General features: G+C 70.6%; 18 protein-coding genes. 10 read left to right on the top strand and 8 right to left on the bottom strand.

Annotated elements, in window-relative coordinates:
• Nucleotides 1–54: 54 nt before the first annotated feature.
• The 3 genes from KF889_09490 to KF889_09500 all read left to right on the top strand — a co-directional run bounded on the left by KF889_09490 (nucleotide 55) and on the right by KF889_09500 (nucleotide 2,272).
• A complete protein-coding gene (locus KF889_09490; protein ID MBX3499665.1) occupies nucleotides 55–1,335 on the top strand; it encodes a UbiH/UbiF/VisC/COQ6 family ubiquinone biosynthesis hydroxylase in 1,281 nt (426 codons plus the stop codon).
• Between the two features lie 96 nt (nucleotides 1,336–1,431).
• Nucleotides 1,432–1,854, top strand: a complete 423-nt coding sequence (locus KF889_09495; GenBank protein MBX3499666.1) for an SRPBCC domain-containing protein — start codon at nucleotides 1,432–1,434, stop codon at nucleotides 1,852–1,854.
• Between the two features lie 85 nt (nucleotides 1,855–1,939).
• A complete protein-coding gene (locus tag KF889_09500; GenBank protein MBX3499667.1) occupies nucleotides 1,940–2,272 on the top strand; it encodes a cupin domain-containing protein in 333 nt (110 codons plus the stop codon).
• On the opposite strand, the gene KF889_09505 is transcribed toward KF889_09500, so the two are convergent.
• On the bottom strand, nucleotides 2,248–3,711 hold the full coding sequence (locus KF889_09505; protein ID MBX3499668.1) for a 4-hydroxyphenylacetate 3-hydroxylase: 1,464 nt from the start codon (nucleotides 3,709–3,711) through the stop codon (nucleotides 2,248–2,250). The two genes, KF889_09500 and KF889_09505, sit on opposite strands and share 25 nt — an antisense overlap.
• A gap of 73 nt (nucleotides 3,712–3,784) precedes the next feature.
• Here KF889_09505 and KF889_09510 point away from each other — a divergent pair, with 73 nt between their 5' ends.
• On the top strand, nucleotides 3,785–4,750 hold the full coding sequence (locus tag KF889_09510) for a LysR family transcriptional regulator (GenBank protein MBX3499669.1): 966 nt from the start codon (nucleotides 3,785–3,787) through the stop codon (nucleotides 4,748–4,750).
• Nucleotides 4,751–4,754: 4 nt separating this feature from the next.
• Here the strand turns inward: KF889_09510 and KF889_09515 are convergent, their stop codons facing one another.
• Together KF889_09515 and KF889_09520 are read right to left on the bottom strand one after the other, a co-directional pair.
• Nucleotides 4,755–6,590, bottom strand: coding sequence for an SLC13 family permease (locus KF889_09515; protein MBX3499670.1), 1,836 nt, complete (start codon nucleotides 6,588–6,590; stop codon nucleotides 4,755–4,757).
• A gap of 78 nt (nucleotides 6,591–6,668) precedes the next feature.
• Nucleotides 6,669–7,148, bottom strand: coding sequence for an Lrp/AsnC family transcriptional regulator (locus KF889_09520; protein MBX3499671.1), 480 nt, complete (start codon nucleotides 7,146–7,148; stop codon nucleotides 6,669–6,671).
• Between the two features lie 100 nt (nucleotides 7,149–7,248).
• Between KF889_09520 and KF889_09525 the strand changes: the two genes are divergently transcribed.
• Entirely contained in the window at nucleotides 7,249–7,467 is a 219-nt protein-coding gene (locus KF889_09525) for a hypothetical protein (protein ID MBX3499672.1), read from the top strand.
• A 36-nt stretch (nucleotides 7,468–7,503) separates the two neighbouring features.
• On the opposite strand, the gene KF889_09530 is transcribed toward KF889_09525, so the two are convergent.
• Nucleotides 7,504–8,007: an OsmC family protein gene (locus KF889_09530; GenBank protein MBX3499673.1), complete on the bottom strand. Its 504-nt coding sequence runs from the start codon at nucleotides 8,005–8,007 to the stop codon at nucleotides 7,504–7,506.
• Between the two features lie 57 nt (nucleotides 8,008–8,064).
• Between KF889_09530 and KF889_09535 the strand changes: the two genes are divergently transcribed.
• The 3 genes from KF889_09535 to KF889_09545 all read left to right on the top strand — a co-directional run bounded on the left by KF889_09535 (nucleotide 8,065) and on the right by KF889_09545 (nucleotide 12,897).
• Entirely contained in the window at nucleotides 8,065–9,138 is a 1,074-nt protein-coding gene (locus KF889_09535) for a YeeE/YedE family protein (protein MBX3499674.1), read from the top strand.
• Between the two features lie 27 nt (nucleotides 9,139–9,165).
• Complete coding sequence (locus tag KF889_09540) at nucleotides 9,166–10,155, top strand: alpha/beta hydrolase (GenBank protein MBX3499675.1); 990 nt, start codon at nucleotides 9,166–9,168, stop codon at nucleotides 10,153–10,155.
• An 81-nt stretch (nucleotides 10,156–10,236) separates the two neighbouring features.
• Nucleotides 10,237–12,897, top strand: coding sequence for a hypothetical protein (locus KF889_09545; protein MBX3499676.1), 2,661 nt, complete (start codon nucleotides 10,237–10,239; stop codon nucleotides 12,895–12,897).
• A 262-nt stretch (nucleotides 12,898–13,159) separates the two neighbouring features.
• Here KF889_09545 and msrB read toward each other — a convergent pair whose 3' ends face one another.
• Nucleotides 13,160–13,582, bottom strand: a complete 423-nt coding sequence (msrB, locus tag KF889_09550) for a peptide-methionine (R)-S-oxide reductase MsrB (GenBank protein ID MBX3499677.1) — start codon at nucleotides 13,580–13,582, stop codon at nucleotides 13,160–13,162.
• Nucleotides 13,583–13,689: 107 nt separating this feature from the next.
• Here msrB and KF889_09555 point away from each other — a divergent pair, with 107 nt between their 5' ends.
• Together KF889_09555 and KF889_09560 are read left to right on the top strand one after the other, a co-directional pair.
• Nucleotides 13,690–14,763, top strand: coding sequence for a lysine-2,3-aminomutase-like protein (locus KF889_09555; protein ID MBX3499678.1), 1,074 nt, complete (start codon nucleotides 13,690–13,692; stop codon nucleotides 14,761–14,763).
• The gene (locus KF889_09560; GenBank protein MBX3499679.1) at nucleotides 14,760–15,704 is read left to right on the top strand and encodes a hypothetical protein; all 945 of its coding nucleotides are present in this window, start codon (nucleotides 14,760–14,762) and stop codon (nucleotides 15,702–15,704) included. Before KF889_09555 ends, KF889_09560 begins: the two co-directional genes overlap by 4 nt.
• On the opposite strand, the gene KF889_09565 is transcribed toward KF889_09560, so the two are convergent.
• The 3 genes from KF889_09565 to KF889_09575 form a co-directional block, all read right to left on the bottom strand.
• On the bottom strand, nucleotides 15,691–16,227 hold the full coding sequence (locus KF889_09565; protein MBX3499680.1) for a hypothetical protein: 537 nt from the start codon (nucleotides 16,225–16,227) through the stop codon (nucleotides 15,691–15,693). The genes KF889_09560 and KF889_09565 overlap by 14 nt on opposite strands.
• A 208-nt stretch (nucleotides 16,228–16,435) precedes the next feature.
• Nucleotides 16,436–17,293, bottom strand: a complete 858-nt coding sequence (locus tag KF889_09570; GenBank protein ID MBX3499681.1) for an alpha/beta fold hydrolase — start codon at nucleotides 17,291–17,293, stop codon at nucleotides 16,436–16,438.
• Nucleotides 17,294–17,296: 3 nt separating this feature from the next.
• Nucleotides 17,297–17,878, bottom strand: a complete 582-nt coding sequence (locus tag KF889_09575; GenBank protein ID MBX3499682.1) for an amino acid synthesis family protein — start codon at nucleotides 17,876–17,878, stop codon at nucleotides 17,297–17,299.
• Between the last annotated feature and the right edge of the window lie 3 nt (nucleotides 17,879–17,881).

A 17,881-nucleotide genomic window follows, 5' to 3' on the forward strand; every position in this document is an offset into this window, starting at 1 on the left:
TCGGCCCGCTCTTTTTCGTTTGCGCCGGCGCCGTCCAGGGTGCGAAGTCCGGCCATGGACAACGACAGCCGCCACGAGGTGATCGTCGTCGGCGCCGGCCTGATCGGCGCCACGCTGGGCATCGCCCTGGCCTCGGCCGGCGTGCGCGTGGCCATCATCGACCGGCTGGCGGTCGACACCATGACCGCCGGTCCCTTCGACGGGCGTACCACCGCCATCGCCTCGGCGGCGCGCCGCGCACTGGAAGCACTGGGTGTCTGGCCGATGCTCGCCGCCCATGCCGCGGCGATCGACGATATCCGCATCTCCGACGGCCGCCTCGAGCCGGGCGCGTCGGAAGCGCGCATCTCGCTGCTGCACCTGCATTTCGACCATCGCGAGCTGGCCGAGGGACGCGATCCGGCGCAGCCGATGGGCCACATCGTCGAGAACCGCTTCATCCGTCTGGCGCTGTTCAAGCGCCTGGCCGGGATGCCGTCGGCGACGCTCATCGCGCCGGCGGCCACGGCGACGATCACGCGCGACGACGCCGCCGCCGCGGTGAGCCTGACCGACGGGCGCGTGCTGCGCGCGCCGCTGCTGGTGTCGGCCGAGGGCAAGTTCGGTGCGCTGCGCGAGCAGGCCGGCATCGGCGCCCTGCAATGGCGCTACGAGCAGGCCGCCATCGTCTGCGTCGCCGAGCACGAACAGCCGCACAAGGGCGTGGCGCACGAGAAGTTCCTGCCCGGCGGGCCCTTCGCCATCCTGCCGATGACCGACGATCCCGCGACCGGCGCGCATCGCTCGTCGATCGTCTGGAGCGAGCGCGTCGATCTCGTTCCCGCCCTGCTGAAGCTCGATGATGAATCCTTCGCGCGCGAGTTCGCGCAGCGCTTCGGCTCGCATCTCGGCGCCGTGCGCCCGGTCGGGCCGCGCTATCACTACCCGCTCTCGCTGATGCACGCCGAGCGCTACATCGCCCGGCGCCTGGCGCTGGTCGGTGACGCCGCACATGCCATCCACCCGATCGCCGGCCAGGGCTGGAACCTCGGCCTGCGCGACGTCGTCGCCCTGGCCGAGGTTGTCGTCGATGCCCGCCGCCTGGGCCTCGACATCGGCGGCGCCGCGACCCTGGAGGCCTATGAGCGCTGGCGCCGCGTCGACAACCTCGCGCTGGTCGCCGCCACCGACGCGCTCAACCGCCTGTTCTCCAACGACATTGCGCCGGTGCGCTTGGCGCGCGATCTCGGCCTCGCGGCCGTCAACCGCCTGCCGCCGCTGCGCCGCTTCTTCATGCGCCACGCCATGGGCGCGGTGGGCGACCAGCCGAGGCTGACGCGGGGCCTGCCGCTGTAGAATTGCTGCTGCCTCTGCAACCTGCCCCATCCTCGCCACATCCCGTTCCCACCTCCTTCCAGACCCCCGAGGTCGCCCAACGGAAGGAGCAGCCCCATGGACAAGAACATCGCGTCAGCATCCGCCGTGATCTCGGCCACGCCGGCTGAAGTGTGGCACGCGCTGACCACCCCCGAGCTGGTCCGTGAATACATGTTCGGCGCCGAGGTCGAGACCGACTGGAAGAAGGGCAGCGAGATCCGCTTCAGCGGCGAGCACGACGGCCAGCGCTACGAGGACAAGGGCACGATCGAGACCATCGCGCCGCGCAAGTGCCTGGCCTTTACGCACTGGAGCAGCATGTCGGGCGAGCCCGACGCGCCGGAGAACCATCACCGCGTCACCTACCAGCTCGAGCGCAGCGGCCGGCGCACCAAGATCACCGTGTCGGAGGAGAACGTGCCGACCGAGAAGCTCGAGGAGTGCAGCAACAACTGGGCGAAGGTGCTCGACGGGCTGAAAAAGCTGGTGGCGCATTGAGGGACAATATTCCCGGCAGGGACATTCGAGGCATCGGCTAGGCTCGTCGCCGCTTTGCACGGAGGCGGCGATGGGCGGTGCGGCGATGCGCGACGGCGCGCGGGCGACGGTGGCGGAAGCGCGCTCGAAATATCCGGCGACGGGCGGCCCGCGTCTGTCGGCCTTCCTGTTCGGCCATGGCTCGATGGAGCTGCGCTTCTACAAGCCGCCGCAGCCCGACCCGCAGACGCCGCACGACCAGGACGAGCTCTACGTCGTGCACGAAGGCACCGGCCGCTTCGTCTGCAACGACGGGCGCCACGAGTGCGCGCCGGGCGACGTGCTGTTCGCGCCGGCCGGCGCGGTGCACCGCTTCGAGGATTGCTCGCCCGAGTTCTGCGTCTGGGTGGTGTTCTACGGGCCCAAGGGCGGCGAGTAGTCGAGATCCTCCAGCAGGAAGCGGTCGACCAGTCGGCTGGCCCGCGTGCGGTCGGCCTGGCCATGCGCCTGGGTGAGGCCGCGGCCGGCCGAGCCGAGATAGAAGCGCTCGTACTGCTCGTTGCGGCTGCCCAGCGCCGTGCCGGCGAAATCCCAGGCGAGACGGAACAGCCGGCTGCGCTGCTCGGCATCGATGCCGACGCCCGGCAGGTATTTGTCGATCAGCGGCCGCAGCGCCTTGTCGGCGAGCGCCGCACGCGAGGGCGTCGTCAGGAGGTTGTGCGCGCCCATCATGCGGATGATCTCGTTGACGCGCGGGAACCAGGTCGGCAGCGCCGCGCGCAGGGCCGAAAGCGGGCGCAGGTCGCAGCACCACAGACCGTTGCCGTACTCGCGCGCGCCCTGCTCGGCGGCGAACACCGAGGCGCGCGCGAACTCCGCGTACATGAACAGCTCGCCCAGCAGCTGCTGGGTCTGCGGCTGGGCGGTGACGTTGAGCGCCTCGGCCATGCGGTTGGCCAGCCCATAGGCGAACTCGAGCTTGGTCTGCGCCCGGATCATGGTCTGCTGCATGATGTTGGGCCACCAGCTCGTCTTCATCACCGAGTTGTAGACGGCGAGGTTGGCGTCGATGAACAGCCGCTCGCGCGGCACCTCGACGTCGTCGAAGATCACGAAGGCGTCCTGCTCGTCGAAGCGGCTGGACAGCGGATGCTCGAAGCGGTCGGTGGCGACCGACACCGGATCGCGGCAGATGAACTTCAGCCCCGGCGTGTCCATCGGAATGCAGAAGCTCAGCGCATGCTGGGGCGCGGCATCGGGCATCGGCCCGCCGGGATAGACCGCCAGCTCGTCGGCGAAGGGCGCCAAGGTGGCGAGCACGCGCGAGCCGCGCACCACGACGCCGTGCGCCGTCTCCTCGACCTTGTGCAGCTGCACCGGATCGAAGCCCACCGGGTACTTGCCCTTGGCCAGGTCGACATTGGCGTGGACGATGGTGTGGGTGAGCGAGATGTCCTCGCGGCGCAGCTTCTTCTGGTAGCGCACCAGGTTCTCGGCGCCCTGCTCGTTGCCGTTGATCGCCCATTCGTCGCGCCGTCCGGCGAAGCCGGCGAAGGTGACGTTCATGTAGTCGGGCGTGCGGCCCATCAGGCCCATCGAGTACTCGGCGATGCGTTCCAGCCCGCGATGGCGCCGCTCGATGTCGGCGCGGCTGGCCGGGATCATGTGGCTGACGGCGATCGGCTCGCCGGTCTCGGGATCCGGCATCAGGCATTCATTCCCCGCGCGATGCTGCAGGTCGAAGACCTCGGCGATGGCGCGCGCCGCGCCGGCCAGCGCCGGATGCTCGGCGATGGCGCCGACCCGGCCACCGCCCATCCACAGCTCGCGCTGATCGCGCAGGCCCGCGAGAAACTGACTGCCCGTGCGTGCCGCCATGCGCCCCTCCCCGAGGCTTCGCTTGCCAGGACGGTAGCCACCGCGCGAGCATGCCGAAACGGTCAATCGGGACATGAAACGCATAACGAGCGGTTATGGAACCACGGTGGGCGAGCGCGACCTCGCGGCGCGCCTGCGCCGGATGAATCTCGACCTGCTGCCGGTGCTGCACGAGTTGCTGCGCACGCGCAGCGTCACGCGCACGGCGCGCGCCTTCAACATGACCCAGCCGGCGGTCAGCCGGGCGCTGCGCCAGCTGCGCGCCGCCTTCGACGACCAGCTGCTGGTCGCGCCCGGCCGCAACGCGCGGCTGAGCGATCGGGCGCAGGCGCTGGCCGGCCCGCTCGGTCGTACGCTGGCCGAGCTCGACCTGCTGCTGAAGCCGGCCGGGCCCTTCGACCCGGCGAGCGAGGCGGTGCATCTCGTGATCAACACCGCCGACTACGTCATGCAGTTGCTGGCGCCGATCCTCTCGGAGATGTGCGCGCGCGAGGCGCCGCATGTCGTGCTGGAGTTCACCTGGATCTCGACGCGCCGCGCCGAGGACCTGGCGCAGGTCGATTTCATGATCGGCCCGCGCGCCTTCGGCGAGACCCTGGGCAAGCGGGTCGGCTCCCTGCCGCTGTGGCGCGACGAGATGGTGTGCATCGCCGCCGCCCGGAACCGCACGATCCCGGAACGGCTGACACCGGTCCAGTTCCAGGCCTCGCGCTATGTCGCCTTCCGGCGCGAGCTGCGCATGCCGCAGGAGATGCGCACGCAACTGCAGCCGACCTCGCCGCTCGAGATCGCGCCGGTCTGCACCGCGCCCAACTTCCTGGTGCTGGGCGCCATCGTCGAGAAATCCGACTGCGTCGCGCTGGTGCCGCGCAAGGTGGCGCGCGAGCTGATGCGCGCCGCACGGCTGCGCATCGTCGAGATCGCCTATCCGCGCAAGCAGCTGTTCATCGACGCCTACTGGAGCCCGGCGACGGACGGACGGCGCGGCCGCGCCTGGTTCCGCGGGCTTCTGACGCGCGCCGCCGCACGGCTGGCGTAACGCGTCAGAACGGGAAGAAGACCGGCAGCAGGATGCCGTAGACCGCCAGCATCAGCAGGGCCAGCGGCAGGCCGCCGCGGACGAAATCCGAGAAGCGGTAGCCGGCGGCGCTCATCACCAGGACATTGGTCTGATAGGCCATCGGCGTGACGTAGCTGAAATTGGCGCCGAACAGGATCGCCAGCACCAGCGGCTCGGGCGCCACGCCGAGCTGATGGGCGACGCTGACGGCGATCGGCGTGCCGACCGCGGCGGCGGCGCTGTTGGAGACGAAGTTGCTGAACAGCGCCATGCCGGCCATCAGCGAGACCAGCACCACCCAGGGCGGTGCGCTGCGGGTCGCCGCCAGCAGCGCGCCGGCGAGGTAGTCGGTGGCACCCGTCGCCGTCAGCGCCGCGCCCAGAGCCAGGCTGGCGGCGATCAGCAGCACGATCTCGAGCGACAGCGCCGCGCCGACGTCGCGCCAGCGCAGGCAGCCGATCAGCAGCATGGCGAGCACGCCGCCCAGCGCCGAGACGGCGATGGGCACGATCCTGAACGCCGCCAGGCCGATGACCAGCGCCATGATGCCCATCGCCGGCAGCGCCAGGCGCGTTCGCGGCAAGTCGTAGCTGCGGTCGAGCAGCAGCAGGCCGGTCTGCGCGCGCAGCCGGCCGAGATCCTCGGCGAGGCCCTGCACCAGCAGGATGTCGCCGGGCCGCAGTCGGATCGCCGCGATGTCCTGGGTCGGTCCCAACGGGTCTTCCCCCGCGCGATGCAGGCCGATGGCGATGATCGAGTACGCCGAAGAGAAGCCCGACTCGCGCAGGGTGGTGCCGGCCAGCACCGAGCCATCGGTGACGACCAGCTCGGCGAAACGCTGCTCCGACGGTTGCAGTCCGTCCTCCGTCGCTTCGTCCTCGGGCGGGGCATCGACGTCGTGGAGCGCGAGGTCGAAGCGCTCGCCGAGCTCGTGCAGGTCGGGCGCCGTTCCGCGCACGTGCAGGCGATCGCCGACCTCGATCCTCAGGTCGGGAAGGCGCACCAGCTCGAGCCCCTCGCCGCGCACCACCCGCAGCACGCGCACGTCCGCGCCCGGACCATCGCGCAGCTCCGCCAGGGTGCGGCCGACGCCGGCGCCCTCGCGGACATAGAGAACGCCCTCGAATATCTGCGGAGGAGCGTCGCCGAAAGGCGAAGCGCGCTCGGGCAGCAGGCGCGGCAGCACGAGCCACAGATAGAGCAGGCCGACGACGGCGGCGATTGCCGCGACATGGGTGAAGTCGAAGATCGCGAATCGGCGCACGCCCATGTCGGCGGCGATCGAGACGACCAGAAGGTTGGTCGAGGTGCCGATGGTCGTCGTCGTGCCGCCGACCAGCACGGCGTAGTTCATCGGCAGCAGCGTCCCGGACGGCGGCCGGCCGACGCGGCGCGACGCCTCGATCAGCACCGGCAGCATCAGGATCACGACCGGGGTGTCGTTGATCACCGCGCTGAGCCCCGCCGCGAGCAGCAGGACATAGAGCAGGGCGAGCCGCGGCTGCGCCTGCGCAGCACGAGCAAGCTGGCGCGACAGCGGCCTGAGCGCGCCGGTGACGACGAGGCCCCGGCCGAGGATCATCAGCCCGCAGATCGCCACCAGCGCCTCGTGCCCGAAGCCAGACACCAGGTCGCCGACCGTCAGGGCGCGACCCTCGCGCGCGAAGGGAAACAGGCTGAACCCCGCCACGAGCGCGACCAGGACGCCGAGGCTCGTGGTCTGCAGCGGGATGCGTTCGCGGCTGTAGAAGACGAAGGCGATCAGTGCCACCGCCATGACCGCCGCGGCGTGGATGTTCGGCGGCAAGCCTTCGCCCATTCTTCCCCCTGGGCCGCCCGGCTGGCGGCGCCGCAAGTCACAACGCGGATGCCCGGCCGGCGGTTTCCGGCTCTGTACCTAAGCCGAGGCCCTGACGAACGACAGCGGCAGCTCGGTGGTCGACTTGATCTGCTCCATGGCGAACATCGAGGTGACGTCGCTGAGCTCGATCTTGGCGATCAGGCGCTTGTAGAACGAGTCGTAGGCGGCGATGTCGGGCAGGACCAGGCGCAGCAGGTAGTCGATGTCGCCGGCCATGCGGTAGCAGTCGACAACCTCGGGGAAGCCGGTCACGGCGCGCGCGAAGTCCCGCAGCCAGCGCGCGTTGTGCTGCTGGGTGCGGATGGCGACGAAGACCGTGACGCCGGTGTTCAGCGCATCGCGGTCGAGCAGGGCGACGCGACGGCGAATGACGCCGGCCTCCTCCAGCTTCTGGATGCGCCGCCAGCACGGCGTGCTCGACAATCCGACCTGGGCCGAGATCTCGGCCAGCGGCAGGGTGGCGTCGCGCTGCAGGAGGTTGAGGATTTTGATGTCGAAGGCATCGAGGGAAATCATTTCTCGATCATAGGCCAATCGAGGAAAACTTTCCATGATCCGCGCCAGGACGCGCAAACTGCGCAAACCGATTTCTTCCGACGCCGGTATCCTGATCGCCATGACACGTCTTGCCGCCCTCTTCAGCAGCCACCCCGCCTCGGTCGGCGAGACCTATGGCGAGCACCTCGCCACCGCCTCGGGCTTCGGCTTCCGCCTGATCGGCGCCGGGCTGGCCTGCCTGCTGCACGGCCTGCTGCCCTGGACCTTCACCTCGACCGGCAGCCGCGCCGTCCGCGAGCTGCACGAGCGCATGATCACCCATCGCCGTCGGCAATAGCTTGCCTTCCAACGCAGGTGGTGGCCTGGATGGGCGCTATGGCGCGCTGAGCGCGAGCGGCGGCGGGTTCTTGAGCGTCTGGTAGATCACGCAGTAGCGCTCGGTGAGCTTGTAGAGCGTCGCCAGCTGCTCGGGCGTGGCGTCGGTGTCGAGATCGAAGCTCAGCCTGATGTCGCGGAAGCCGACCGGCGCGTCCTTGGCGACACCCAGCGTGCCGCGGAAGTCGAGATCGCCCTCGGCGCGCACCGTGCCCTTGCGGATGGGAATCGCGAGCGCCGTCGACACCGCCTTCAAGGTGACGCCGGCACAGGCGACCAGCGCCTCCAGCAGCATGTCGCCCGAGCAGGCCTGCAGGCCCGAGCCGCCGGTGGCGGGATGCAGCCCGGCCTCGACGATGGCACGGCCGGTATCGACCCTGCAGGCCACGCCGTCGGACTCGAGATCGCCGGCGGCCTTCAGCGTGATCACCGCCGCCTGCGGCTCCTGCCGGTACCTGTCCTTCAGCGGCGCCTGGGTGGCGCGCAGCTCGTCGGCGTTCATCGGCAACTCCCTGACCTGATGCGGTGGTGAGCCTACCCCGGCGGCGGCGCATCGGCTATGCCAGCGGCCATGGGCGATCTCGACCCCCGCGCCTTGGCGCTGCTGCTCGGCCTCGTCATCGGCGTCGCCTTCGGCGCCGTGGCGCGCTGGTCGGGCTTCTGCGTGCGCGGCGCGGTCGAGGACGCGTTGAGCAGGCCCGACGCGCCGCGCCTGCGCGGCTATCTCGTGGCCGCGATCGTCGCGCTGATCGGCGTCGAGGCGCTGGCCGCCGCGGGTGCCGTCGACCTCGGCAAGACCATCTACCTGTCCGGCGCCGTGCCGTTGGGCGGCGCGGTGCTGGGCGGGTTGATGTTCGGATCCGGCATGGTGCTGACCGGCGGTTGCGGCGCGCGGCTGCTGGTGCTGGCCGCCGGCGGCAATCTGCGCGCGCTCGTGGCCCTGCTGGTGATGGGCCTGGTGTCCTACGCCACCTTGCGCGGCATCCTGGCGCCACCGCGCCAGAGCTTCGGCGCCGCCACCGGCGTGGCGCTCGCGACCGCCGACCAGAGCCTGCCGACGATCCTCGCGCGCCTCACCGGCCTCTCCGCCACGATCGCACGCTGGCTGATGGTGGCGTTGCTGGCGGTACCGGCGCTGCTCTTCGTGCTGCGCCGGCGCGTCGAAGCCAGGCATCTCGTCGGCGGCGCGCTGATCGGCCTGCTGGTGCCGGCCGGCTTCGCCGCCACCGGCATCGTCGGCGCCGACGAGTTCCAGCCCATGAACCTCGAGAGCATCACCGTCACCGGCCCGTGGGCGCAGACCATCATCTACCTGCTGACCTATACCGGCGCCGCGCTGGAATTCGGCATCGTCTGGGCGCTGGGCATCCCCGTCGGCGCCGCGCTGGTGGCACTGGCGCGCGGCGAGATGAAGCTCGAGGGCTTCGACGGCGCCGCCGCCACCGGCCGCTACATCTCGGGCGGCGTGCTGATGGGCATCGGCGGCGTGCTGGCGCTGGGCTGCACCATCGGCCAGGGGCTGAGCGGCGTGTCGACCCTGTCGCTGGGCTCGCTGCTGGCCTTCGCCTCGATCTTCGCCGGTGCCGCGGCGACGATGAAATGGCGTGCGCGCCGTGTTGCGGCCGCGCGATAATCGCCGCCCCTCTCGCCGGAGCCTTCGATGTCCGATCCGCTGCTCGTCTCGCCGGTGCCCGGCATCGCGCTCAAGCGCGCCGAGGCCAACAAGATCCGGATGCGCTACGCCGAGGCCGGCACCGGCCCGATGGTCCTGCTGTGCCATGGCTGGCCCGAGAGCTGGTACTCCTGGCGCCATCAGATCCTGGCGCTGGCCAAGGCCGGCTACCGCGTGGTGGCCCCTGATATGCGCGGCTACGGCGGCACCGAGGCGCCGGAAGCCATCGAGCACTACACGCTGTTCCACATGGTCGGCGACATGGTCCAGCTGCTCAAGGCGCTGGGCGAGGAGAAAGCCGTCGTCATCGGCCATGACTGGGGCGCGCCGGTGGCCTGGCACTGCGCCCTGCTGCGGCCCGACCTGTTCCGCGGCGTGGTCGGCATGAGCGTGCCGTGGTCGCCGCCCAGCCACCACAACTTCCTGAGCTCGCTGCTCAAGCGCGGCATCAAGACGTTCTACATCCAGTACTTCCAGAAGCCCGGCGTGGCCGAGGCCGAGCTGCAGAAGAACGCGCGCAACAGCCTGCGCCGCATCTACTACACCGCCGGCGGCGAGATGCAGGAACCGGGCAAGGGCTTCGCCATCCTGCCGCCGGGCGGCGGGCTGCTCGACAACACGGTCGATCCGCAGACCCTGCCGCCATGGCTGAGCGAGGCGGACCTCGACTACTACACCGCCGAGTTCACCCGCGCCGGCTTCCGCGGCGGGCTGAACTGGTATCGCAACCTGACGCGCACCTGGCTGCTCGCCGGCCCGTGGCGCGGCCAGCCGATCACCATCCCGGCGCTGTTCATCGCCGGCAGCCGCGACGGCGTGCTGCGCTTCCCCGCCGCCCAGGCGCAGATGGACGCCTTCCCGCAGACGCTGCCCAAGCTGCGCGGCAAGCACATCCTCGACGGCGCCGGCCACTGGGTGCAGCAGGAGCGCGCCGAGGCGGTCAACGGGCTGCTGGTGGAGTTCCTCAAGGGCCTGTAGCGGGCGCCGCGCCCGCGCGATACGCTTGCCCTGCAACCCATGATGGTTGTCCGACGCCATCACGGGACGGGGGATCGGGCGATGCCGTCATTCGATCGCGCACTGGCCGGGCTCGTTCGTCGTGCGCTGGCGATCGTGTCGCTGGCCCTCGTCGCGGCGTGCAGCGACTACGACGTGACGACGGCGGATCGCGTGCTGAGCCTGCGCGATCGCGACCTGACTGCCGCCGGCCCGTTGCGCGCGGTGCTCCGTTCCACCATCGACGAGAGGATCGCGGCGCTGAGCCTGCCGCTGGCCGCGCCGGGCGATCATCGGCTGTGCGGCGGCGAGCTCGGCAACAGCCGCCTGCGCCGCGGCAATCGCGAGCCGATCCGCAGCTCGGCGGAGGCCTTCACCGACAGCCGCTTCTTCCTGACCTTCGCCGGCACGCCCGGCGGCACCTTGGAGCGCCAGCTCTTCCAGGCCTCGGCGCGCCACGATTTCTGCTACGGCCACGGCGCCGGCACGTCGGGCCGCACGCGCCAGGACTGCGACCTCGACATGTTCGCCGACATCAACCGGCTGTGCCGGGCCAGCGCCGAGGCCACGCGCGGCGCTGTCAACGTCACGGACGACGACAATCACTACGACGTCTCGATCCGGTCCTGCCGCTCGCGCGGCTTCTGGATGAAGGCGGCGGTCGACGTGTTCGGCGACACCTTCTACGGCGACAATTTCCTCAATCACTGCGAGAGCGACGCCGGCGCCCAGCCGCCGCGCGACCTGGTGATCGCCGGCCGCTTCGTCTCGGCCGGCCAGCAATTGCTCGAGGTGCGCGCGCTCACCGATCTCGCCCGGCTCGAGCTGGTGATCCACGAGCGCGACGGCGCGGGCGGCTGGCGGGCAGCGCCGCCGATGACGCTCGACCTCTCGACGATCGCCGTGGTCGAAGGCGAGACCGGCGATCCGCTGGCCTATGACGAGAGCCGCTTCAACCCGCGCTACATCGAGCGCGCGCGGGCCTGCGCCGACAATCTCGGCCGGCCCTACCGGGTCACCGATCTGCTGCGCTCGGTCCACTTCCTGTCGTACGCGCCTGTCGTCGCCGACATCGACGGCTCGGGCCGCGACTGGCTGGTGCTGGTCGCCGTCGACGTTCGCCGCCCGCCCGGCGCGACGACCGACGATCCGTGCGGCTGGGGTCCGATCTTCCTGCCGATCGGCTTCGATCGCGACGCCGGCGGGACGATCGTGCCGCGCGCCACCATCGCCCTGCGGCCGGCCGGCCCGAACACGCGGCCGGGCGGCATCAAGTACCGCTTCGGCAGCAACATCGACCGCTTCGAGCATCGCCTGCACTCGGCGCACGGCCTGCTGCCGGTCGACCGCACGGCGGCCGGAATCTGCGCCGCCGGGGCGCAGATCGTGGCGCCGTTCATCGGCACCGACAGCTACAACTTCCAGCAGATCCAGGTCCGCGTGTACGAGTTCTGCGTCGAGGGCCGGCGCATCGTGCGCATGCGCTCGCACGACTGGAAGGCGGCCGACGAGCCCGAGGCGGCCAAGCGGTTCTGGGGGACGCCCGACGGCGGTGATTTCGCGCACGAGCTCTACAAGCGCTTCCAGCATCCGCCGCGCATGTTGAGCGTCGGCGCCGGGCAGCCGGCGCTGCAGTTCTACTTCCGCAGCAAGTGCGACGGGCCCCGCGGCTATTGCTCGCATCGGCCGGACAGCGACCTGTTCGATCTCGACAACATGCTGGTCCAGCGCTTGCTGCCGGCGCGTCGCGACAGGCGCCGCGCCGAGCGCCTGGCACCGGACATCCGCACGACGCTCGACTGGCACTTGTTCGAGGGCTGGCCGGTGCACCACCAGGCCTGCCTCGATTCGCGAACCAGGGTCACCGGCCAGGCGCACAAGTTCGGCTGCCATCGCGGCTGGGATCGCACCGGCTATCCGGCCGCGATCGTCGCCGATGGCGCACCGCGCCGGCCGCGCGACACGACCCTGCTGGCAATCCACCTGACCAATTGCCGGCTGGGCGAGGCGCACATGGACAGCCGCGGCCTGTGCCGCGAAAGGGTCCCGGCAGCGCCGCAGGCCGACACCGCGCCGGGCGATGGCCATCACGAGCGCCTGCGGCTGTCGGTGATCGACACGACGCTCGACTCGAGCCCCGGCCCGCGCCTGTTCGACATCGACTCCCCGCGCCTGCGCAGCGGCGAGGAGCACGCCGCGCCGCGCCTGGCGGGCAGCTGGCGCATCCATCCGCCGATCGCGATGTCGTTCGGCCGGGACGGCGCCGGGCTGGTCATGCTGCGGCCCAGCGATCCCCTCGACCTGCGCGACCACTCGCCGCTGTCGATCGAGCCCGGCCGGCAGTTCCAGCGCGACTCGGCCACGGCGCAGGCGAGGCCGCGCGTGCTGCGCCTGCTGGTGATCGCCAATCCCCGGCCGGCATCCGACAGCACGCCATGGACGGCGCGCGAATATGTCTGCGCGCTGCCGCCGGAACTGGCCGGCCGGCGCTGGCCGCTCAGGGCCGCGCCGGTGCTGCGCGCCGAGCGGGACGCCGGCGCGGCGAGTCTTGCGATCGTGGCCCGGCCGCTCCTGGCCGGCGGCGGGCCGGCCATCGTGGTCAACGAGATCGACTTCGCGGGGGCGATCCCGACCCGCAGCGCGCTCGATGGCTGGACCGGCCCCTGCGCGGCGGCCGCGGAGCAGGACTGGGAGGTCAGGCCGGTGCTGGGCAATGCCCGCTGATTGTGCCAAGCTCGCCGCCTCGGGCTTCCAGCGGAGATGCACATGTTGCGCAACGCGCTGATTCTCGTCCTCACCGTCCTGGCGCTCGGCGCCGCCCTGCCGGCATCGGCGGGCGAATGCTCCAATCCGCCGCCGCCGGTCTCGAAGCCCAACGCCTGAGGCGCGGGCGGGTCGATCGTCTGACATCCCGAGCGCAGCGAGGGATCCAGGCGGCTTTCCTGGATCCCTCGCTGCGCTCGGGATGACGGGGAGGCGCGTCGCTTCAGCCGTCCTTCCTGGCGAATTTCAGCGACACGCCGTTCATGCAGTAGCGCTGGCCGGTCGGCTTGGGGCCGTCGGGAAAGACGTGGCCGAGATGGCCGCCGCATTTGGCGCAATGCACCTCGGTGCGGGTCATGAAGAAGCTGCGGTCGGTGGTGGTGCCGACGGCGCCGTCCTTGGCGTCGTAGAAGCTCGGCCAGCCGGTGCCGCTATTGAACTTCGTCTCGGAATCGAACAGCTCGTTTCCGCAGCCGGCGCAGTAATACGTGCCGGCGCCGTACTCCTTGTCGAGCGGGCTGGTGCCGGCGCGCTCGGTGGCGTGCTTGCGCAGCACCGCGAACTGATCGCCGCTGAGCTGCTGTCGCCACTCCGCCTCGCTCTTCTCCACCGGGTAGGTGCCCGCCGGCGCGGTCTTGGTCGCCATTCCAGGTCTCCTGTCTGTGCGCCTCCCAACATGGCCTCTCGCGCGCCCGCTGCAAAGGGGCGGGACGGGTTGACCGCGTTCACGATTCGGCGTTTATCCGCGGCCGCATGTCCGTCCCGGCCAAGACCGCCCGTTCCCTCGACGAGCTCGTCGCCCTCGGCGCCCTGCCGCGCGCGCGGGCCGACGATCCGGCGCTGCGAGCCGTGAGCGAGCGCTACGCCGTTGCCGTCTCGCCGGCCGTGCTGGCCAGCATGCGCAGCCCCGATCCGGCGGCGGATCCCGTGGCGCGGCAGTACATCCCGACCGCCGAGGAAGGCATCGTCGCGCCCGAGGAGCTGGGCGATCCGATCGGCGATCACGCCTTTTCGCCGGTCAAGGGCATCGTCCATCGCTACCCCGACCGGGTGCTGCTGAAGGCCCTGCACGCCTGCCCGGTCTATTGCCGGTTCTGCTTCCGCCGCGAGCAGGTCGGGCCGGGCGGCGAGGCGCTCGACGGTGCCGAGCTCACCCAGGCGCTCGACTACGTCCGCGACCATCCCGAGATCTGGGAGGTCATCCTCACCGGCGGCGATCCGCTGATGCTCGCACCGCGCCGGCTGGCCGAGATCGTCGCCGCGCTCGACGCCATTGCCCATGTCGGCGTGATCCGCCTGCACAGCCGCGTGCCCGTGGCCGATCCGGCGCGCGTCACGGCCGAACTGGTGGCGGCGCTGCGCGCCGAGCGCGCCGCCATCTACGTTGCTATCCATTGCAATCATGCCAACGAGGTGACGCAGGATGCCCGCGCGGCGCTGCGCCTGATGTCCGACGCCGGCATCCCGCTGCTGTCGCAGACGGTGCTGCTGCGCGGCGTCAACGACGATGCCGCGACGCTCGAGGCGCTGTTCCGCGCCCTGGTGCAGGCCCGGGTCAAGCCCTACTACCTGCACCATCCCGACCTGGCGCGCGGCACCGGCCATTTCCGGCTGTCGATCGCCGAAGGCCAGGCGCTGATGCGCGCGCTGCGCGGCCGCGTCTCGGGCCTGTGCCAGCCGACCTATGTGCTCGACATCCCCGGCGGCCACGGCAAGGTGCCGGTCGGCCCGTGCTATGTCGACCTGCCGCCCGACGGCGCCGCGCGGGTGCGCGATCCCCGGGGCGACACGCATCTCTATCCGCCGCCGGCCGAGGAGCCCGCATGAACGATCCGTCGCGCGCCGATATCGAGGCGGCGCTTGCCCGCGAGCCCAACAACATCGCCATCGTCGCGCGGCTGGCGCTGGTCTGCCTGCGCGGCGGCGACGTCGCGGCCGCCGCGCCGCTGTTCGAGCGCATCATCGGCCAGCGCACCAACGATGTCGGCGCGCGCATCAACCTCGCGGGCTGCCTGATGCGGCTGGGCCGCGCCGCCGACGCGCTGCCGCATATCGCGCTCGCCGCAGGCCTGGTGCCGACCGACGCCACGATCCGCTTCAACCACGCCCATGTGCTGCGCGCCGCCGGACAGCGCGACGCCGCGCGCGGCGAGGTCGAGGAAGCCCTGCGTATCGATCCGCGGCTGCTGGTGGCCCTATCGCTGCGCGCCGAGCTGGCCGCGGCCGAGGGCGACGACATCACCGCGCTGGGCGACCTCGACACGGCGCTGACGCTCAAGCCCAACGACGCGGCCCTGCGCGCGCGGCGCGCCGCCATCCGCCTGCGCCGCGGCGACTGGCTCAACGGCCTGGCCGAGTACGAGGCGCGGCTGGAGATCGCCAGCGCCAAACCCTACGCACCGTCGCTGCCGCGCTGGCAGGGCGAGCAGCCCGCCGCCGGCCAGCTCGTGCTGGTCTACGCCGAGCAGGACGATGGCGCGGCGGGCGCCGCGATCGACGATCTCAGGATCGTCGCGCGCCATGTCGCGGCGCTGACCGATCTGGGCGTCGGCGTGGCGCTGCAGGCGCCGGCATCGGTCCATGCCGAATTGCTGGCGCTGTCGCCGGCGACGGCGCTGATCGAGCGCGGGCCTCTCTCCAACGACCTCGCCGCCGCGGTGCCGGCGCGCAGCCTGCCCTTCGCGCTCTCGCTGCGCGACGACGCCTTCACGCCGTCGATCGAAGCCCTGATCGGCGCCATCGCCCGCGACCTGTTCACGGGGCGGTAGTTCGCGTCAGGCCGTCATCCGATCGGAGCGTGGGATCCAGCCCGGGCCCTGGATCCCTCGCTGCGCTCGGGATGACAGTTGGTCCTGATCGATCGGGCTCCGCTTCGGGCGGCGCGTGAGTCGGCGCTGTCTCGGCATTGCTATGGATTTCCATGGTCCGCGCAGGCGCCTCGCCGGCACAGGGCATGTCGCCATGGGCCGAGGGGTAGCGGCGCCTGGCGTTCTTGCCGACACGCTGAAGCTGACCCCAGTCGACGACGGCGACGTACTCCACGCCGTCGACCTCGTAGATCCGCACCAGCCCCTGCGTCGCCAGCTCGTCGATCATGGTCCGCACGGCGTCGTTGTCGATCGCGTCGCCGGGAAACACCTGCATGCGGATGGTGCGGGGCCGAAGCGGCTGCACGCCGAAATCGTCGGCGAAGTTCCACAGGCCGATGAACAGAAGTCGGGTCATCGGCGCACAGTCGATGACGGCCTCCCAGGTCCAGAAATCAGAGGGGATCTTGCGGTCGCGGGCCATCGGCGTGCTCCAGTTCGAGTGACTGGTCCCGGTGTACCGCCATAAAGCGCGCGCTCCTATCTGAACCCCTACGGTTGTCGGATTCGCATGTTTGATGGCCGCCAATGCTGCACTATTTCCACCCCTACGGCGGTCGTGAACCGCCTCCATGCAGCCTCACCGGTGGACAATCTCCGCTTGCTTGCGAGGCCGGGTTGCGCCGGACGCCTCACGCGTCTTCGCCAGATCCGTTCAGGAAGAGACTGACCCACCGCGAGACAAGCTCCGGCTGGTCGTCGTGAACGTAGTGACCGGCATCGGGAACGTCGCGCCACTGGACCCTCGGGTTCCGCCTGCCTATCGCCTCGGCAGTGTCCGGCTTCAGATAGTCCGATCGTTGGCCGCGCAGGAGAAGCGTCGGTGACCTGATCGCCTCGACATGCGGCCACAGATCCACGTCGCGCGACGGATCGCCGTTGAGACGCGCTTCGGCGATGCCGGCATGGTCGTACTGCCACGTCCACGACCCGTCGTCGCGCTGCCGCAGCATGTTGCGAAGTCGTTCCTGGCGGGCCGATTCCGTCACGCTCGGCCTGAGCTTGCGCATGAACTCGGCAGCCGCCTGCCAGCTTTCGAACGAGGTCGGGGTAGACAGAAACTCATGACGAATCCGGGCCGACCCCGCGCTGTCGCGCGATGCGCCCGGGCCGGCATCCTCGATTACAAGCCGCCGGACGCGCTCGGGATTGGCGGCCGCGTAGACGTAGGCAGCGATACCGCCCATCGAATGGCCCAGCAGATCGAAGCGCGTCAGCTCCAACTGCCGAGCGACGGCTTCCAGGTCGCGAACATACATGTCGTTGTAGTATTCGCGGGCGGGATCCCAGTCGCTCCCGCCACGCCCGCGCTGATCGTAGGCGATCGTGCGGAAGCCGGGTGCCAGCGACGCCGCCAATGTCGAGAATGTCTCGGCATAGCCCCTGATGCCATGCAGCATCACGACCGGCGGTGCGCTCCGGGGGCCCCATTCGATGACCCTGAGCGCCAGTCCGGTGCTGCCCCTGGCCGTGTAGCTGCGCCGCTCCATCGCTCAGCCGGGCTCCGCACGAGGACCGCCAAGACGGGCGTGCAAACGCCCGCGCGTGGCGAAGGCGAAGGCAATCACGATCTCGTCCGCGTTGGGAGCATCGGTGAACATGACGCTCACGGTGTCGTAGTGCGAGCGCATGTACAGCTCGTCCTTGTGGGCGAGCGGAATGTCGATGGCGGTGCCGGGCGAGCCGCGCTTGCCGGTGGAGGGAATCCACGCCGCGCCACCGCCGATCGCATGGCGCACCGGATCGGCGAACACGGTGGTGAGCAGGGCATTGCCGTGCTCGTATTCGCCGGCCGCGCCGACGACGCACGCCTTGCCGTAGCTCGCGACTCGGGCGTTGCCGATGACGTCCTTCAACCGGTTGCCGAACTCCTGACCCAGCGCCCCGGATGCGCGAACCGCGCCGCTCAGGTCCTCGACGAATCGGCCCGAGAACGCGTTGTGGATCGCGGCGCCGATCACGATCTTGCGCACCGGTTCGCCGTCGGCGAGCACACCGCTCTCGTTGGCGAGCGTGTCCTCGATCTGCAGGTACCATTTGCGGACGTGGAATTCGCCGAGGTTCTTCGCCTTCATTCT

The sequence above is a fragment of the Alphaproteobacteria bacterium genome (assembly GCA_019635875.1).
Classification (GTDB): Bacteria; Pseudomonadota; Alphaproteobacteria; order Reyranellales; family Reyranellaceae; genus JAFAZJ01.

Bases quoted from the DNA above. Each gene is read 5' to 3' on its own strand.
- KF889_09560 (MBX3499679.1), top strand. From the start codon at position 14,760: ATGAACGATCCGTCGCGCGCCGATATCGAGGCGGCGCTTGCCCGCGAG.
- KF889_09525 (MBX3499672.1), top strand. From the start codon at position 7,249: ATGACACGTCTTGCCGCCCTCTTCAGCAGCCACCCCGCCTCGGTCGGC.
- KF889_09545 (MBX3499676.1), top strand. From the start codon at position 10,237: ATGCCGTCATTCGATCGCGCACTGGCCGGGCTCGTTCGTCGTGCGCTG.
- KF889_09565 (MBX3499680.1), bottom strand. From the start codon at position 16,227: ATGGCCCGCGACCGCAAGATCCCCTCTGATTTCTGGACCTGGGAGGCC.
- KF889_09500 (MBX3499667.1), top strand. From the start codon at position 1,940: ATGCGCGACGGCGCGCGGGCGACGGTGGCGGAAGCGCGCTCGAAATAT.
- KF889_09505 (MBX3499668.1), bottom strand. From the start codon at position 3,711: ATGGCGGCACGCACGGGCAGTCAGTTTCTCGCGGGCCTGCGCGATCAG.
- KF889_09570 (MBX3499681.1), bottom strand. From the start codon at position 17,293: ATGGAGCGGCGCAGCTACACGGCCAGGGGCAGCACCGGACTGGCGCTC.
- KF889_09490 (MBX3499665.1), top strand. From the start codon at position 55: ATGGACAACGACAGCCGCCACGAGGTGATCGTCGTCGGCGCCGGCCTG.
- KF889_09495 (MBX3499666.1), top strand. From the start codon at position 1,432: ATGGACAAGAACATCGCGTCAGCATCCGCCGTGATCTCGGCCACGCCG.
- KF889_09575 (MBX3499682.1), bottom strand. From the start codon at position 17,878: ATGAAGGCGAAGAACCTCGGCGAATTCCACGTCCGCAAATGGTACCTG.
- KF889_09520 (MBX3499671.1), bottom strand. From the start codon at position 7,148: ATGATTTCCCTCGATGCCTTCGACATCAAAATCCTCAACCTCCTGCAG.
- KF889_09515 (MBX3499670.1), bottom strand. From the start codon at position 6,590: ATGGGCGAAGGCTTGCCGCCGAACATCCACGCCGCGGCGGTCATGGCG.
- KF889_09510 (MBX3499669.1), top strand. From the start codon at position 3,785: ATGAAACGCATAACGAGCGGTTATGGAACCACGGTGGGCGAGCGCGAC.
- msrB (MBX3499677.1), bottom strand. From the start codon at position 13,582: ATGGCGACCAAGACCGCGCCGGCGGGCACCTACCCGGTGGAGAAGAGC.
- KF889_09530 (MBX3499673.1), bottom strand. From the start codon at position 8,007: ATGAACGCCGACGAGCTGCGCGCCACCCAGGCGCCGCTGAAGGACAGG.
- KF889_09555 (MBX3499678.1), top strand. From the start codon at position 13,690: ATGTCCGTCCCGGCCAAGACCGCCCGTTCCCTCGACGAGCTCGTCGCC.
- KF889_09535 (MBX3499674.1), top strand. From the start codon at position 8,065: ATGCCAGCGGCCATGGGCGATCTCGACCCCCGCGCCTTGGCGCTGCTG.
- KF889_09540 (MBX3499675.1), top strand. From the start codon at position 9,166: ATGTCCGATCCGCTGCTCGTCTCGCCGGTGCCCGGCATCGCGCTCAAG.